The sequence below is a fragment of the Novosphingobium sp. PC22D genome, assembly GCF_002556635.1.
In the GTDB taxonomy this organism is placed as follows: Bacteria; Pseudomonadota; Alphaproteobacteria; order Sphingomonadales; family Sphingomonadaceae; genus Novosphingobium.
Map to the genome: position 1 here is coordinate 302,649 of NZ_MWMO01000001.1, position 15,303 is coordinate 317,951.

Here is a 15,303-nt window from a genome sequence, read left to right on the forward strand (position 1 = left end):
GCGGGCCGCGCCGCTCCTCAGACCGCGTCGGTCTTGGCGAAGGGCGAGAAGTCGAGATTGTCGTCGTAGACGTCGACGCCTTCACGCTGCTTGAGAAAACCGACGACGGCGTAGGTCACAGGCGTCAGGATCGCTTCCCAGGCGACCTTCATCGCCCAGTTGGTGACCATGACCAGCACGACCGACTGCGTCTCCCACACGCCGAGGAAGGCTACGGGATAGAAGATCGCGCTGTCCATCGCCTGCCCGAACACGGTCGAGCCGATGGTGCGGGTCCACATGTACTTGCCGCGAGTCCAGACCTTCATCTTGGCGAGCACGTAGGAGTTGACGAATTCGCCCGCCCAGAAAGCCAGCAGCGAGGCGAGCACGATTCGCCAGGTGCTGCCGAAGACCGATACGTAGGTCGACTGGCACACCGTCCCCGCGTCGCTGGCGGCGACCACGCGCTCGTAGATCGGATCGGCGCTCGCGGCGCAGCCCCAGTCGGCCGAGGGCGGCATGGCGACGACGACGAAGCTCATGAAGGCCATGAAGATCAGCGCGAAGAAGCCTGCCCACACGCAGCGGCGCGCGTTGGCATAGCCGTAGACCTCGGTGAGCACGTCGCCGATCACGTAGCTGACCGGGAAGAACAGGATGCCCGCGCCGAAGGTGAAGCCCCACACGGTGGTCAGCTTGGCCGCGCCGATCAGGTTCGAGAGCAGCAGGATCGCCACGAAGCCGACCATCACGTAGTCGAAATAGCGGAAATGCCGGCGCGCGCCGGAGCGTCCGTCGATGCGGGAAAGGTGCGCGTCGCTCATCCGCGAATGCCTAGCGCGCCCGGCCGCGCGTGCAAAGCGGTCGATCGGGCCAAGGCCCGTCAATGCGCGCGGAGCGGGGATTGTGCCTGCCATGCCGGTTTGCCGCGCGCCGCAACCACGCTATGGAAGCCCTCGCGCGCGCCCGTAGCTCAGCTGGATAGAGCACGAGCCTTCTAAGCTTGGGGTCGCAGGTTCGAACCCTGCCGGGCGCGCCATAGCCGCTCGGTCGACGCTTGGGGCGGCACGTCCGACAGCAGGACCATCGACCCGGTCCGGTCGAGCTTGTCGAACGTGCCGCAGGCGTGGCGTCCGTCGCTTCGCCGTCGCTGACGACGAACGAAGGCGGCGCCGCGAACGCGGTCGCTCCGCGATCGCAATCCGACAGCCCGGGAACGGGGAGCCCGAACCACGGGGCAATTGCCGCGGGGCTGCCGAATACCATGTGTTCAAGGGGGCGGTTTTCTCCCCCGGATATCTCCGTTTCTAACTCTCCGACAAAGTGCGCAGCCCCGGGTTGCCCTCGATGCCGGCGGCCTTGTCCTTCCAGATTCCGACGACCATCGTCACCAGGATCGGCAGTTGCCAGAACGTCTCCAGCCCCCGGTAGACGCGCTCGTCGGCAAAGGGATCGACGAGCGGCCCGAAGTGGGTGAGCACACAAAGCAGCGCGAACCCGGACGACCAGATCGGCCAGTAGCGCTGCGAGGTCGTGGCCACCCAGCACAGCCCGAGGAAATACACGAGGTCCGAAGCGAACAGCAGTCCGTTGAAGCCCGACCAGAACGAGAGCCCGGCGCTGAACTCCCGAACGTCGGCGGTGGCGAGGATCGTGCCGGCCGTCATCACCAGAAACAGCGCGAAGGCCTTGCGCGCGGCGATACCGCCGTAGCGCAGCGCATAGCTCCAGCAGGCGAGGCAGGCGGCCAGGTACAGGATCATCATTTCCATGCTGGCCGTCCGCCGGATTGCGCTGCTTGAGGCCTTAGGAGGTCAGGCGATCGTTGGCGCGCGAGGGCCGCATCTGGTCGATCTCCTCCTGCTCCTGCGCAGTGGTGAAGAAGACGTCTTCCCAGGGAACCGGGCAGCCGCCGCTGGTTTCGGCCTGGTCGCTGCGCTTGTGGATCACCTGGAGCTGGCCGATCGCCGCGACAAGGCTCTTGCGGCCCGCCAGGAGGTGATTGAAGCTCTCGGAAAAGGTGCGGTAGAGACGCTGCGAATGGCTGGACGGAAGTCCGGAATGGCGCAGACCCTCTACGGTGTCGGCCGCGAGGCGCAGGCTCGTCGCGTAAGCGGCGTCGAAGTCATCGACGGCCGCGCGGCAGTCGGCGCCGACGACGTGGATGGACGATTCCTTGAGCTTGTACATCGGTGTCTCCTTTCGGGGGGCAACGGCCCGATTGCTGTTCAGGCTCCTCCGAACGTCCGGAAGAACCCCAGGACGAACAGCACCAACAGCCAGATCGAGACCATGCCGATCACCGCGACCCGGAGGATCTGCCATGCGATCTGTTCCCAGCTCAGGCGCTGCTCGCTGCCCCCGAGCGGCGGTCCGCGAAAGAACTCAGCGATCTTCCCGGCCACTTGCCCGATGGCGCCTGCACCCTCAGAGACACCCGAATTTACGGGGCTTTCAAAGTCGCCTGATCTCAATTGAGACGAATCTTGAGAATTTTCGACAAGCTCGGCGTAGCGCCGCGCCGCGGCCTTGCGGTCGCGCTCACCGAGCGTCTTGGCGGCATTCTGCAGCAGAGTGTCGACGGAACCGGGCGCCAGACCGGTCTCCTTGGCAATCTCCTTCGACTTGGAGACCTCCTTGTTGACCAAATCGAGGAGCTGCCGTTGCCTCTCGGTCAACCGATCAATAGGCGATTCGCTCATGTCTCTCGTGACCTAAGGGTTTCAGGATGAGCGACGATAGGGCCTAGCCCCGTCGCAACTCAATATGGCCCATACACACAGAGTGCTATCGAAGGTTAAACAACCAGCGCGCTTTCCTGGCGGCGCGCCAAGATCGGAAAATCCTTTAGAACCAAAGGCAAGGCTGGCTCCGTCGGCGCGGAGGCCGCCGATTGCTCAGTCACTTAGCCCGAGGAGGAATTTTCCATGAGGTGGCGCAGAACCGCTTCGTGCAGAGGCTGGTCGAAAGTGATTCCCCCGCGCCCGTCCTCGACCCAGACGATCACCGCGGAAAGGTAGGCCAGACCGGGCAGGCGGATCAGGATGCGTTCTCCCGCGCGCAGGCCCCAGGTTCTCAGGTCGAGCAGGCAGCCGGTGGTCGAGATGTCGAGCACCTCGATCAGGACACGAGTGCTGCGCGCGCGGCAATAGGCGCTGAACCGTCCGACGGGCTCTTCGCCGGAGGGCTTCTCGACCCTCGTCGGAATCGCCGGAGGCGCAAGAAACGGGCCTTCGCCGCGAGACCTCGTGCCGTCGGACGCCTGTGGCATCACTTCTTTCCAAACCTCGTCGTTCGAACCGGCGGGCCGCCGGCGCGCTGCTGGACGAATCGAACACCCTTGCCCCGTCGGTGTCAACTCGTCGGCACGCGATACGGGCGGCCGGGGATGGCCCCGACCGCCCGTGCGATGCGCCGAGCCCTGATCGCCCCCGTCAGAAGCTCAGTGTCGATCGCAGGCCGATGACTCGCGGGGCGATCGGGAACGTGCCGAAGCTGCGCACGTAGACCGGATCGCCGTTCTCGTTGAACACCGCCTGCGCGAAGGGCGGAGACGAGCGCACGCCCGCTTCGGCGAACTTGTCGAAAATGTTGTCGACATAGAGCTGGGTGGCGAAGCCCTTGTAGCCGAAGGTCAGCGCCGCGCCGTGCGTAGAATAGCCGGGCAGCGTCAGCCCCTGCCGTCCGCCCGCGCGCGAGAGCACGTTCGACTGGACATGGAGCTTGTAGGAGAAGCCAACCGTCGTGTCGGGTCCGATCTCGCGCTTGTAGTCGACGAAGACATTGCCGGAATGCTTCGCGCTGCCCGGCAGGCGGTCGCCCTTGAGGCCGTCTTCGAACAGCGAGGGAAAGCCCGGGCCTTCGCTGTAGGCGATAAGGCTGGGCGAATCGGCGGTGAGTTCGGCATCGACATAGGCGTAGTTGCCGCGAATCGTCAGTTCGGGCGTGATCCGCCAGTCTCCCGAGAGCTCGACGCCGCGCGAGCGCGCGCCGTTGCCGTTCTTGGTGATCGGCTGCGATCCGATCACCGTCGCCGAGGAGAGTTGCGGATCGGACCACTCGATCCAGTAGACCGCGCCGTTGAAGGTGATCCGCCGGTTGAGCCACTGGGTCTTGAAGCCGATCTCGTAGTTGGTGGTCTCGTCCGGCGTGTATTCGAGTTCGTCGGGCTGAGCGCAAACGCTCTGGAATTCGCCAGTATCCTCGCACAGCGCGAGGCCGTTGCTCGAGCCGATGCGATAACCCTTGCTCACCGTCGCGTAGACGAGCGCGTCGGGCGTGACCTCGTACGAGGTGTTGAGCTTCCACAGGAAGCCATCGTCCTTCTGTTCGGTGTTCTCGAAGTCGAGCACGATCACGCCGGGTTCGCGATCGCCGAAGGCGACTTCGAGCAGCGGCAGGTCGACCGCCTGCTCGGTCTTGTAGGTGTAGTCGTAATAGCGGCCGCCCGCGGTAATCTGCCACTGCGGCGTGATCTGGTAGCTGAGCTCGCCGTAGGCCGCCATTTCCTCGAGCTTGGTGCGCGAGACCGAGAAGTACTCTAGGTTCTCCGGGTAGACGGTGCCGTAGTACTCGTCGAGGTAAGGCGTGAACTCCTTGGAGAAGCCATTGGTCTTCTGCTTGTTGTAGAAGCCGCCGATGATCCAGCTCAACGGGCCGGGGGTCGAGCTGACGAGGCGAAGTTCCTGCGTCCAGGTCTCTTCCTTGCCCTGCTCGAGCGTGCGCGAGGCAAAGTTCGGGAAGGCCTCGTAGCTGTATTCGAGCGTGATCAGCAGGTCGGTCTGGTCGCGGTTGCCGTCATCCTTGAACTTCGAATAGCCGGTCGCGCTGGTCAGCTCGGCGAAGTCGAGGTCGACATAGGCCTCGAGCGCGACGAGCTGGTTCTCGCGCCGGTTCGGCTCGGAGACGCGCAGCGCGCTGTCGTACTTGCCGAGCGGCGCCGGGAAGCTGGTGGTATTGCCATTGCTGTCGAGCAGCGCGGCCTGGCCGAGGCGATAGCCCGAGAACTGCCGGCCGTCGGTGCGCTGGTCCTGATAGTAATAGGTGAGATTGAGGTCGACCGCCTCGACCGGCATCCAGCGCAGCGCCGCGCGGGCCGAGATCGTGTCGACCGTGTTGACGTCCTTGAGCGGCGTAAACTGCGTGCCGCCCGAGAAATCGTTCGGATTGACGAGCCCGATCTGGTTGATTGAGAGCGCATAGGGCTGGTCGATGAAACCCCGGTCGTTGAGGTAGTCGAGCGAGCCGCGGAAGGCGAGCGTCTCGGTGAGCGGAATGTTGAGCGTCATGCCCGTGTCGGTGCTCACGCCGCTGCCGTGCTTGTAGTTGTAGAGATCGGCACGCACTTCACCGCCGATCGCGTCGAACTGCGGCCGCTTGGGAATGTAGCGGATCGCGCCGCCCAGCGTGCCCGCGCCGTAGAGCGTCCCCTGCGGACCGATCAGGAACTCGACGCGTTCCATGTCGTTGGCGCGGAAGTCGGCATAGAGCGGGATCTCGCCGAAGTAGATCGCGACCGTGCCGCCGCCCGAGTTGTCGCCGTCGTTCGAACTGAGCGGATCGGCGTTGAGGCCGCGAAAGACGATCGTGTTGCCGGCGCGCTGCCCGGTATCGACGATGTAAACCCCCGGTACGGTTCGGCTGATTTCGCCCAGGTCCTGCGCGCGGGTTTCCTCGAGCTGTGTCGCGGTGACGGCGGCGATGTTGATCGGCACGTCCTGGACGGTCGAGACGCGCCGCGTCGCGGTGACGACGATCGCGTCCTCGTCGTAGTCGTCGGCGCCGGTCTCTTGCGCATGAGCCACGACCGGTGCCAGCATCGAGCCTGCCAGAAGGCCGATGCGGAGCGTTGTTTTGAATTGCATGGAATGAAACCCCTATAAGTGTAGACTACGGGTATCCCAGAAGAAGTGTGCCGCAGTGCAGCATGCCGAAGGGGGCGGCGATTGGAAGCGCGAGGCCAAGAGAATGGCAGTTTTTTGAATCCCGCTGTAGCAATTCTGCAACTTTACGAGGGTCGCCAACGCGAAGCCTTCGCTAGCGCACAAACGCATTTGCGCGGAAATCCGAGCCCCGACCCGCGCATGGTGCTGGTGATGGCCGCGATCGCGCTGGAGCACGACAACTTCGAAAAGGCGCGCGAACTGCTCGGCATCGCCGCCGGGCTCGGTGGCGCGGAGGGTTGGCGCCATGTGCTCGAGGGGCGCATGGCCCTCAAGCGCAGCGACACCGAGACGGCACGCCGGCACGCGCGCGCCGCGGCAGAGGCCGGGGTCGAGCATCCCGCGGTCGCCGGCGATCTCGGCGTTCTGTTCTCGCGCACTGGTCTCCACGCCGAGGCGGTGCCCTTGTTCGAGCGGGCCGCGAGCGCGGCGCCCGCTGATCCGCAGACCGCCTACAATCTCGCTATCGCGCGTCAGTTTGCCGGAGATCTCGACGGCGCGCGCGCAGGGTTCGAGGCACTCGTCGCCGCGCATCCCGGCCATGCCCAGGGCTGGCTTTCGCTCGTGGGGCTCGACCGGCAATCGGGCGATGCGCTGCTGCCCGCACTCGAACGCGGTTTCGCCGCGGCGACCGCCGGCGAAGACAGGCTCGCCTTCGGACATGCGATCGCGAAAGTGCTCGAAGACCTGGGGCGCTGGGACGAGTCGCTCGCGTGGCTCGATCGCGCCAAGGCCGGGCAGCGCGGAACGGTCGCGCACGATCGCGCCGCTACCGATGCACTCTTCGCCGCCGCCGCGCAGGCCGTTGCCGCCGCCCCGCGCGAGGCCCCGGCGGGCGACGAGACGCCGCTGTTCATCCTCGGCCTTCCCCGCAGCGGCACCACGCTGGCCGAGCGCATTCTCTCGGCGCATCCGCAGGTCGCGTCCGCGGGCGAATTGTCGGACTTCGCGGTGCTGCTCAAGCGGTGCACGGCAACGCCCGGACCATTGGTGCTCGATCCGGCGACGATCGCGGCGGGCGCTTCGGCGGACGTGTCGGGCATCGCGGCGGACTACATCGCGCGCGCGCGCGCGGTGGCGGGCGGGGAATGCCGCCGCGTGATCGACAAGATGCCGTTCAACCTGTTCTTCGTGCCGCTGATCCTCAAGGCCTTGCCGGGCGCGCGGGTGATCTGCCTGCGCCGCGCGCCGCACGACGCGCTGTTCAGCAATTACCGCCAACTCTTCGCGACGGGCTTCACGTATTATTCCTATGCCTATGATTTCGAGGATACCGCGCACTTCGTCGCCGGTTTCGAGAAGCTGGCGGATCTCTATGCCGCCGCGCTGCCCGGCGATCGCTTCCGGACGCAGCGCTACGAGGACATCGTCGCCGATTTCGAGAGCGAGGCGCGGGCGCTCGTCGCGTTCGCCGGGCTCGATTGGGACCCGGCCTGCCTCGCCTTCCACGAGAACGCGGCGCCGGTCGCGACGGCGAGCTCAGTGCAGGTGCGTCAGCCCGTCTATTCAGGCGCCGTGGCACGCTGGCGGCGCTACGAACAGGGCTCGCGCCGAGCGGTAGAGGCGCTGGCGCGCTTCGGCATCGACCCGCCGCCAGGCGATTGAGCACTTGGGCGGCGGTCGCGGCGTTGCCATAGTCCTGTCAGCAAGCGATGGCATTTGAGGACAGAAGCATCGAACCGGGAAAGATCGTCATGCGCCGCATCGCCAGCAGCCTCTTCGTCGTGCTTGGCCTCGCGCTCGCGCCATCCGTCGGCGCAAAGGAGGTCGCCACGGTGACGCGGCTCGATGCCGGGCACGTCAGCCTCGCGCGTGAGGAGGCGGAGCCCGTCACCGTCTGGCTCAGCACCGACGCCAGCCTCGATGCGGGCGACGAACGCGCGGCGCGCTGGACCGGGGCTGAGCCGCTCGAACTCGCTCTGCCCGCCGAGCATCGTCGCTATGTCATCCTGCAAGGCGACAGCGGCGAGACCGCGGTGGTCGCCGAGCGGGTGCTGCCGCTCGCGCAGGGGAGCAACTTTCGTGACATCGGCGGCTACATGACCGGGGACGGCCGCGAGGTGCGCTGGGGCCGCGCCTTTCGATCGGCGGCGATGCCGCTGCTGAGCGAGGCGGACAAGCGCGCGATCCAGGAACTCGGCATCGATTCGGTGGTCGACCTGCGCTCGCTCGACGAACGCGAGATCACGCCCGACACGATCGACGACGAGACCGGGGCGCTGTTCCTCGCCAACGACTACCGCATGGCCAAGCTCATGGAGGGCCTGCGCGCCGGGGGCGGCGAGAACATCTACAAGGGCATGGAAGTGACGCTCGCGCCGCAGTATCGCGCGCTCTATCGCCGGATCATGGCGGGCGAGGGGGCCGTGATCTACCATTGCTCGGCCGGGCAGGACCGCACCGGCGTCGCCACGGCGCTGCTTTACGACATGCTCGGCGTCGACCGGAAGACGATCCTTGCCGACTATCACCTCTCGACCGAACTGCGCCGGCCCGAGTGGGAGTTTCCCAAGATCGATCCGGCGGACTTTCCCGGCAACACGATGGCCGCGATGCTGGCCAAGGCGGGCGAGCGCAAGAGCGCGGCGCCGCTCTACACACCGGGCGGACAATCGCACCTGGCGCAGTTCTTCGCCTATGTCGACGAGACATACGGGTCCTCGGAAGGCTATATGCAGACCGTCCTCGGCTTCGATGACGCGGACATCGCGACCTTGCGCGCGGCGATGCTCGACTGAGAAGCACGCGCAAGTCCTGGCGGCGCGCGACCGCTCCGCTCCCGATGCCAAGGCTGCGAGCCTGAAGAAGCGTCGTCCCTGTGACGACACCAGAGGCCGCATCGCGACGCGGCGACCGATCGCTTGGGCGCCGGCTCGGCCGATCGTGTACGGAAACCAAATGGCGCCAGCCCACGGCTCTTGACTTGTCAGGCGCATCCGGCCAGCAAATGTATACGTTTTGAGCGCCGCCCCGGTCGAAGGGCAAGCCACGGGCAAGAGGGATACAACGCCATGTCGAAACCACTCGAGGGGAAGGTTGCGCTGGTTACCGGCGCCAGTTCGGGGATCGGCGAAGCCACCGCGCTGTGCCTCGCGCAAGCCGGCGCCAGCGTCGCCATGTCGGCGCGCCGCGCGGAGCGATTGGCCGGGATGGTCGAGCGGATTGAGGCCATCGGCGGCGGCGCGCTCGCCATCCCGGGCGACATGGCGGTCGAGGACGAAGCGCGCGCGGCGGTGAAGCGGACGGTCGCGCACTTCGGCCGCATCGACATCCTCGTCAATTCGGCCGGCGTGATGCAGGCGGGCGGCGTCGAGAACTGCGATACCGACCTCTATCGCCAGGTCATGGACATCAATCTCATGGGAACGGTATACACTTGCGCCGAAGCCGTGCCGCATATGCTCGCGCAGGGCGGCGGCGACATCATCACGATATCCTCGCTGGCGGGGCGCAAGGGCGGCCCGATGACCAATGCCTATTCGGCGAGCAAGCACGCGGTGAACTTCTTCACAGATGCGATGCGTCAGGAGCTTGGCGACCGCAACGTGCGCGTGTGCACGCTCATGCCCGGTGCGACCGAGACCGAGGTGGGTGACAACATCAAGGACCCGAACTGGCGCAGCGCGATCCAGCAGCATGTCGGCAAGGAAGGCGCGGTCAAACCCGGCGACATCGGCGACGCGATCGTCTTCATCCTGGCCATGCCGCGGCGCGCCAACATCTCGGAAATCTCGATTCGTCCGACGATCGACACCAGCGCCTGACCGGGCGAGACAAGGGAGAACACGCGATGGCCGGAAGGCTCGAAGGCAAAGTCGCCGTCATTACCGGCGCGGGATCGGGAATGGGCAAGGCGATGGCCGAACTGTTCCATGCCGAGGGCGCCAAGCTCGTCCTCGCAGACATATCGGGCAAGCAGAACGAGGTGGCCGCGTCGCTCGCGGGCGATGCCCTCGCGGTCCACTGCGACGTCTCGTCGGAGGACGATGTCGCGGCGATGATCGCGGCAGCAGAGGCTAGCTTCGGCAAGCTCGACGTGCTGTGCAACAACGCCGGTTTCGGCGGACCGATGGCGCCGCTGCACGAGCAGTCGGTGGAGACCTGGGACCGCGTTCACGCGACCAACATCAAGGGCGCGTTTCTCGGCATGAAGTACGCCATCGCCTCGATGCTGCGGACCGGCGGCGGCGCGATCGTCAACACCACGAGCGCCTCGGGCGTGGTCGGCTGGAAGCACCACGCCGTCTACGGTGCGGCCAAGGCGGGGGTGAACCAACTCACCAAGACCGCCGCGCTCGATTACTCGGACAGGAACATCCGCATCAACGCGGTCGCGCCCGGCACGATGTGGACCGGGCTGGTCGAGGCTTCGCAGCAACATCCCGAACCGCCCGCCGACTACCCGGTGCTGGCGGGCATTCCGATGGGCCGCTGGGGCCTCGCGCGCGATATCGCCCAGGCCGCGCTCTATCTCGCCAGCGACGAAGCGGCCTACGTCACCGGCGTGATCCTGCCGGTCGACGGCGGCTATTGCATCGGCTTTTCGGGCATGGGCGCCGAGCGCCCCGGCATCGCCAGCGTCAACAAAGGCGAGACCTGAGCGGGTTTCACGGCGCCGGGCGAGCCGGTATGCTCCGCCTGCCGGAGTGCGGGCGGTGACGTCGGCGTGCGTGCTGGATCGCGGCCGCTTCGCGATGGCGATCAGCACGGCGGGCTATGTCGAGGGAAAAGAAAGGCGGCGGCCCATGTGACTGATGTCAGAGCCTTGGGCTCGGGCCGCCGCCTTTGAAGGCGTTGCGAGTGATGCCGGACCGGGATGAGCAACTGACGTCCGTCAGAAGCCACCCCCGAACGGTTGCCCGTCCCGGTCCGTGTCCGGTTCGCTCGCGGGGTTGGCTCGCCGGACACCCGCGTTGTGCCTCGCTGGGGCGGTCGGCGCAGTGGTCAAGGACACACGGGCGATGTGAGATTTCCCACATCGCTTCGGATCAGGCGACGCCGCGTCCGATTCCCGCCTGGTTGGCCCGCTGGATGAGTTCGACGTCGCCCGCCGCCGCGCGGACGATTTCGGCCAGGCGCGCGCAATCGACCACAGTGAGCTTGCGGCCTTCGCTTGCGGTGATGTCCTGCTTCTGGAGGTACTGCAACTCGCGGGTCACCGCCTCGCGGTGCGTACCGATCCGGTTCGCAAGTTCGACGTGGGTCGGCGACGGCGCGATCACCGAGGAATTTTCGGAAATCCCGGCATCGAGCGCGAGCCGCAGCAGTTCACAATGGAGCCGGCTGCGGACCGCGAGCGCGTTGAGTTCGAACACCCGCTCGGTCATCGTACGGACCATCTTCACCAGATTGAGCGTCAGCCACTGCGCGCTCTCGGGCGTCGAGAGCGCGAGTTCCTTGAAGGCCGCTCCGGGAACGCGCGCGAGCGTCGCCTTGCTGGTCGCGGTGACGGTCGCCGAGCGTGGCTGGTCGTCGAGCGCCGAGAACTCGCCGAACAGGTCGCCGACGGCGAGATCGTCGAGAATGATCTCGCGGCCGTTGCGCGAAACGAGTTCGACCCGAAGCGTGCCTTCGAGCACGATGAAGACCTCGTTCGAGTAGTCCTGGTGCCCGATCACGATCTGGCCGGGCCGCAGCGAAACGAGCCGGGCGTGCGGCAGCAGCGATTCGCCCAGCGGCACGGGCAACAGCTCGACCAGCGAATCGAGATTAGCGGTACCTGACATCGAACGCCTCCTGCCCTTCAGCCGCGGTCGGCTGCCCCCGTGAGCAACGGTTCCATCCGCAGATCGCCGCCATAGTGACCCAAGCCGCGGCGCGTGTCGACGCGGCAGAGTTCAAGACGGAGGCGATCGGCCCTTTCCGCGCGTTTTTGTGCGGCGCGCGGTATGCGAATGCAAGCGGCAACCAGGAAGAGACGCGCTCGCGAGTCCTCTCCCGGCACGTCGGCGAGGCCGTCCGCGGTGGCTGATGAAGCGGGATGCCGCCTCAGTTGCGGGTCTCGACTGTCACTCCGCCGAACATCATGCCTTCCGCCGGGCCGGTGAGCACGTCCATCGGGAAGACCTTGGGCACCGCGCTGACCTTGTCGAGTCGGGCGAGCAGCTCTGCCGGGATCGTCACGTCGAGCGCGCCGAGATTGTCCGCGAGCTGTTTGGGCGTGCGCACGCCGACCACCGGCGAGACGACCGCGGGGTTCACCAGCGTCCAGGCAAGCGCGAGCTGCGCGGGGGTGCAGCCGATCTCGCTCGCCGCTTCGCTCACGACATCGGCGACATCGAGATTACCGGTGGTCAGCTTGCCGGTCATGGCATTGATCGCCTTGCGCGAGGAGACGTCGCCAGCGGCGTCCGCCCCGTTCGCGGGCAGGTCCGCGCGCGTGTACTTGCCGGTCAGCACGCCTTGTCCGAGAGGTGCCCATGGCGAGACGCCCATGCCCATCTCGCGCGCCATCGGGATCATCTCGCGCTCGACCGTGCGCTCGATCAGGCTGTACTGGATCTGCAGCGCGCAGAACGGCGTCCAGCCGCGCAGGTCCGCGATTGCCTGCATCCGGCTCGCCTGCCAGGCCGGCACGTCCGAAAGGCCAGCGTAGAGCACCTTGCCCGCGCGTACGAGGTCATCGAAGGCGCGCAGGATTTCCTCTGGCGGCGTGCGGAAGTCCCACATGTGGAGATAGAGCAGATCGATGTAGTCGGTCTGCATGCGCCGCAGCGAATCCTCCACCGAGCGGACCATGTTCTTGCGGTGGTTGCCCGCGGCGTTGGGATCGCCCGGGCGTGTGGTGAGCGAATACTTGGTCGAGATCACCAGCGGCTCGCGCCGGCCCTTCACCAGCTTGCCGAGCCACTCCTCCGAGCCGCCCATGCCGCCGTAGAAGTCTGCGGTGTCGATGAAGTTGCCGCCGCGCTCGATGAACATATCGACGATCTGGCGCGCTTCGTCCTCGCTCGATCCCCAGGCGCCTTCGCCCACGCCGAACGTCATCGTGCCCAGCGCCAGCGGCGAGACGCGCAGGCCGGAGCGGCCGAGCAGCCGGTAGTGATCGAGTTGTGTCGCCATGTTCGTTGCATCCCCGCCTGGTGCGACCGCTTCGGGTCGTCGTGCGGAGCCATTGTTGCGCGCCGCGCCGCGCATGGCCATGGGCCGGGGCGATCCTGCGCGTGAGGACAAGTCCGCGTTCCGAGCCCGTCGCGGCTGCCCCGAGCATGGCGGAGGACCTATATCGCGGGTTCGCGGAGCCCCCGCTTGGCCGCAGCGCGATCGCCCCGTGGAAGATATCGAATGATGAAAGCGCAATTTCTTTGGCCTGGAAGCTCTAAATGCTTGGCGCTGCGCACATTGTTGCGCTAGGGTCCGCCGCGAAAGCCCGAACCTGATCACTGTTCGGGACGATTTGCCGCACGGGTGCATCACGCGGGCGGCTTCGCGGGATGTCTCGCGCGGCAGGTCGGCCGCCGGAACGTCCCGACAGAGATCACCGTCGCCAGGCACGATGCCTCGCGACGCGCCAGGTTGGGGAGGATCGGGGTCCCGGTCTCGAGGATTCCGACACTAAAAGGGGCTTGTCGTTCGGCAGGCCCCTTTTTCCATCTTCTCGGCGGGCGTCTTGTCCCCTTCCGCGCCCCATCGACAGGTGCCGGAACTTTGCTAAGGCTCGCCGTGGGATCATCGGCTTGAGGGCATCGCGGATGAAGTGCGGAACCGTGCTCGCCACGCTCGCGGCCTTCTGGGCCGCGACGTCGGCCCATTGCGAACCGATCGACTATACGGTCAGCCCGGTCTCCGACGCGCAAGGACCCGCGATCCGGATCGCGGTCGGCTTCGATGGCGATCAGGACGGCGAGACGCGCGTCGATCTGCCCTCCCGGTGGGCGGGAAGCGATGCGCTCTGGCGCAGCCTGTCGGACTTTCGCGGGCGCGGCGGCGAACTCGTTCCGCCGAGCACCGAGGACCCGGAACACCTTGCCGTGCGCCACGCTCCCGGCGCGCGCGTGACCCTCACTTACCGGGTCGATGATGGACAGGCCGGTGCGCCTGACGCGCGCGACTATGAAAAGGCGCGGCCGGTAATCGAGGGCGAATGGTTCCAGCTTCATGGCGAAGGCGTCTTCGCCATGCCTTCGGGACGCGGAGACGCCCCGGCGCGTTTCGCCTGGGGCGCCGTGCCCGAGGGCTGGACGCTTGCCAGCGACCTCGAACTCGCCGCGATGCTCACTGCCGACGACGTCGCGCACGGAATTTTCGTGGGCGGAACGGCGCTGCGGCTCCATGAGGCCGATCGGGGCGGACATCGCCTGCGGCTCGCCGCGGTCGGCACATGGGATTTTGCCGACGAAGCGTTGCTGGACTGGCTCGAAGGGCTGGTCGCCAGCGAGAACGCGATGCTCGTGCAAACGCCGCGCGACTTCCTGGTGACGCTCGTGCCCTTGACCGGCGCGGAGAGGGGCGCGGTCAGCTTCGGCGGAACCGGGCGGACATCGGGTTTCGCGCTGAGTTCGACCGCGAACGTACCCGCCGCGCGTTTCACCCGCCTCCTCGCGCACGAATACGCGCACCGCTGGTTCGGCGGGGCTTGGCCGACTCACGATGACACCGCCGCCGACTATTGGTTCAGCGAAGGCTTCGACGACTGGTTCAGCGCGCGCGCGATGGTCCGCGCCGGGCTGTGGACGCCCGCGCAATGGCGCGCGGCGGTCAACGAGGTGCTGTTCCGCTATGCCGCCTCAAGCGCCCGCGACTTGTCCGATGCCGAGCTGACCGATAAATTCTGGACCGATCCCGACGCGATGCAGATGCAGTACGATCGCGGCCAGGTGGTCGCGTGGCTGCTCGACCGCGATTTGAGGGGGCGCGGCAGTTCGCTGCTTGCGTTGCTGCGCGGCCTGTCGGGAGAGCTGCGGCCTGACGAGAGCGCGATCGCGGCGCTGTCGCGGCTGGCGGGCCCCGGGCGGGTCGAGGCGGCTCGCGTGCAGGCCGCGCGGGCGATCCTGCCGGCTGATCTGTTCGCGCCTTGTGGCCGGCTCGCTCGCGCCGAGCGTCCGGTCTACGATCGCGGCTTTACGCTGGACGGCGAAGACCGCGTCGCGACGGTTCGCCGCGATGGACCGGCATGGCGCGCCGGGGTCAGGCCGGGGATGGGCTACGTCCGGCGCACCGTGATCAACTGGGGCGATGCGAGGCAGCCCTTTGCCGCGGTCTTCTCCGACGGCGCGGACGAGCGCGAGCTGCGCTGGCTCCCGGCGGGCGAGCGGATCATACGTTATCAGGCGCTTGGCGACGGTGCGGACGAACGCGCGGAGTGCGCGGCGATGGTGCGCGGCGATGGTCTCGAGCCGGCACCCTGAGCCTCGTCGTCGCGGCGGTTCCTTGCGCGGCG

Annotated in this window: 13 protein-coding genes and 1 tRNA gene; 6 read left to right on the top strand and 8 right to left on the bottom strand. The window is 66.9% G+C overall.

What is annotated here, in order from left to right; genetic code table 11:
- Positions 1 to 17: 17 nt before the first annotated feature.
- Complete coding sequence (locus B2G71_RS01340) at positions 18 to 806, bottom strand: queuosine precursor transporter (protein WP_098103964.1); 789 nt, start codon at positions 804 to 806, stop codon at positions 18 to 20.
- 138 nt (positions 807 to 944) lie between these two features.
- Between B2G71_RS01340 and B2G71_RS01345 the strand changes: the two genes are divergently transcribed.
- Positions 945 to 1,021, top strand: a tRNA-Arg gene (locus tag B2G71_RS01345).
- A 268-nt stretch (positions 1,022 to 1,289) separates the two neighbouring features.
- Here B2G71_RS01345 and B2G71_RS01350 read toward each other — a convergent pair.
- From B2G71_RS01350 to B2G71_RS01370, 5 genes are all read right to left on the bottom strand, one after another.
- On the bottom strand, positions 1,290 to 1,754 hold the full coding sequence (locus B2G71_RS01350; RefSeq protein ID WP_098103965.1) for a hypothetical protein: 465 nt from the start codon (positions 1,752 to 1,754) through the stop codon (positions 1,290 to 1,292).
- A gap of 34 nt (positions 1,755 to 1,788) precedes the next feature.
- A complete protein-coding gene (locus B2G71_RS01355; RefSeq protein ID WP_098103966.1) occupies positions 1,789 to 2,172 on the bottom strand; it encodes a hypothetical protein in 384 nt (127 codons plus the stop codon).
- A gap of 38 nt (positions 2,173 to 2,210) precedes the next feature.
- Positions 2,211 to 2,684 carry a sigma factor-like helix-turn-helix DNA-binding protein gene (locus tag B2G71_RS01360; protein ID WP_141521458.1) on the bottom strand — a complete coding sequence of 158 codons (474 nt, stop codon included), beginning with the start codon at positions 2,682 to 2,684 and terminating at the stop codon, positions 2,211 to 2,213.
- A 203-nt stretch (positions 2,685 to 2,887) separates the two neighbouring features.
- On the bottom strand, positions 2,888 to 3,253 hold the full coding sequence (locus B2G71_RS01365) for a PilZ domain-containing protein (RefSeq protein ID WP_098103968.1): 366 nt from the start codon (positions 3,251 to 3,253) through the stop codon (positions 2,888 to 2,890).
- 163 nt (positions 3,254 to 3,416) lie between these two features.
- Positions 3,417 to 5,846, bottom strand: coding sequence for a TonB-dependent receptor (locus tag B2G71_RS01370; protein ID WP_098103969.1), 2,430 nt, complete (start codon positions 5,844 to 5,846; stop codon positions 3,417 to 3,419).
- 189 nt (positions 5,847 to 6,035) lie between these two features.
- Between B2G71_RS01370 and B2G71_RS01375 the strand changes: the two genes are divergently transcribed.
- From B2G71_RS01375 to B2G71_RS01390, 4 genes are all read left to right on the top strand, one after another.
- Positions 6,036 to 7,529, top strand: coding sequence for a sulfotransferase (locus B2G71_RS01375; RefSeq protein WP_141521459.1), 1,494 nt, complete (start codon positions 6,036 to 6,038; stop codon positions 7,527 to 7,529).
- A gap of 89 nt (positions 7,530 to 7,618) precedes the next feature.
- Positions 7,619 to 8,662 (top strand): tyrosine-protein phosphatase, encoded by a 1,044-nt coding sequence (locus tag B2G71_RS01380; protein WP_098104391.1) that lies wholly within the window; start codon positions 7,619 to 7,621, stop codon positions 8,660 to 8,662.
- 273 nt (positions 8,663 to 8,935) lie between these two features.
- Entirely contained in the window at positions 8,936 to 9,688 is a 753-nt protein-coding gene (locus B2G71_RS01385; RefSeq protein ID WP_098103971.1) for an SDR family NAD(P)-dependent oxidoreductase, read from the top strand.
- Positions 9,689 to 9,714: 26 nt separating this feature from the next.
- Positions 9,715 to 10,524 carry an SDR family oxidoreductase gene (locus tag B2G71_RS01390; RefSeq protein WP_098103972.1) on the top strand — a complete coding sequence of 270 codons (810 nt, stop codon included), beginning with the start codon at positions 9,715 to 9,717 and terminating at the stop codon, positions 10,522 to 10,524.
- 388 nt (positions 10,525 to 10,912) lie between these two features.
- Here the strand turns inward: B2G71_RS01390 and B2G71_RS01395 are convergent, their stop codons facing one another.
- Both B2G71_RS01395 and B2G71_RS01400 read right to left on the bottom strand, forming a co-directional pair.
- The gene (locus B2G71_RS01395; RefSeq protein ID WP_098103973.1) at positions 10,913 to 11,650 is read right to left on the bottom strand and encodes a Crp/Fnr family transcriptional regulator; all 738 of its coding nucleotides are present in this window, start codon (positions 11,648 to 11,650) and stop codon (positions 10,913 to 10,915) included.
- 262 nt (positions 11,651 to 11,912) lie between these two features.
- Positions 11,913 to 12,986, bottom strand: coding sequence for an aldo/keto reductase (locus tag B2G71_RS01400; protein ID WP_098104392.1), 1,074 nt, complete (start codon positions 12,984 to 12,986; stop codon positions 11,913 to 11,915).
- 629 nt (positions 12,987 to 13,615) lie between these two features.
- On the opposite strand from B2G71_RS01400, the gene B2G71_RS01405 reads away from it, so the two are divergent.
- Positions 13,616 to 15,271 (top strand): hypothetical protein, encoded by a 1,656-nt coding sequence (locus B2G71_RS01405; protein ID WP_168176212.1) that lies wholly within the window; start codon positions 13,616 to 13,618, stop codon positions 15,269 to 15,271.
- Positions 15,272 to 15,303 lie beyond the last annotated feature (32 nt).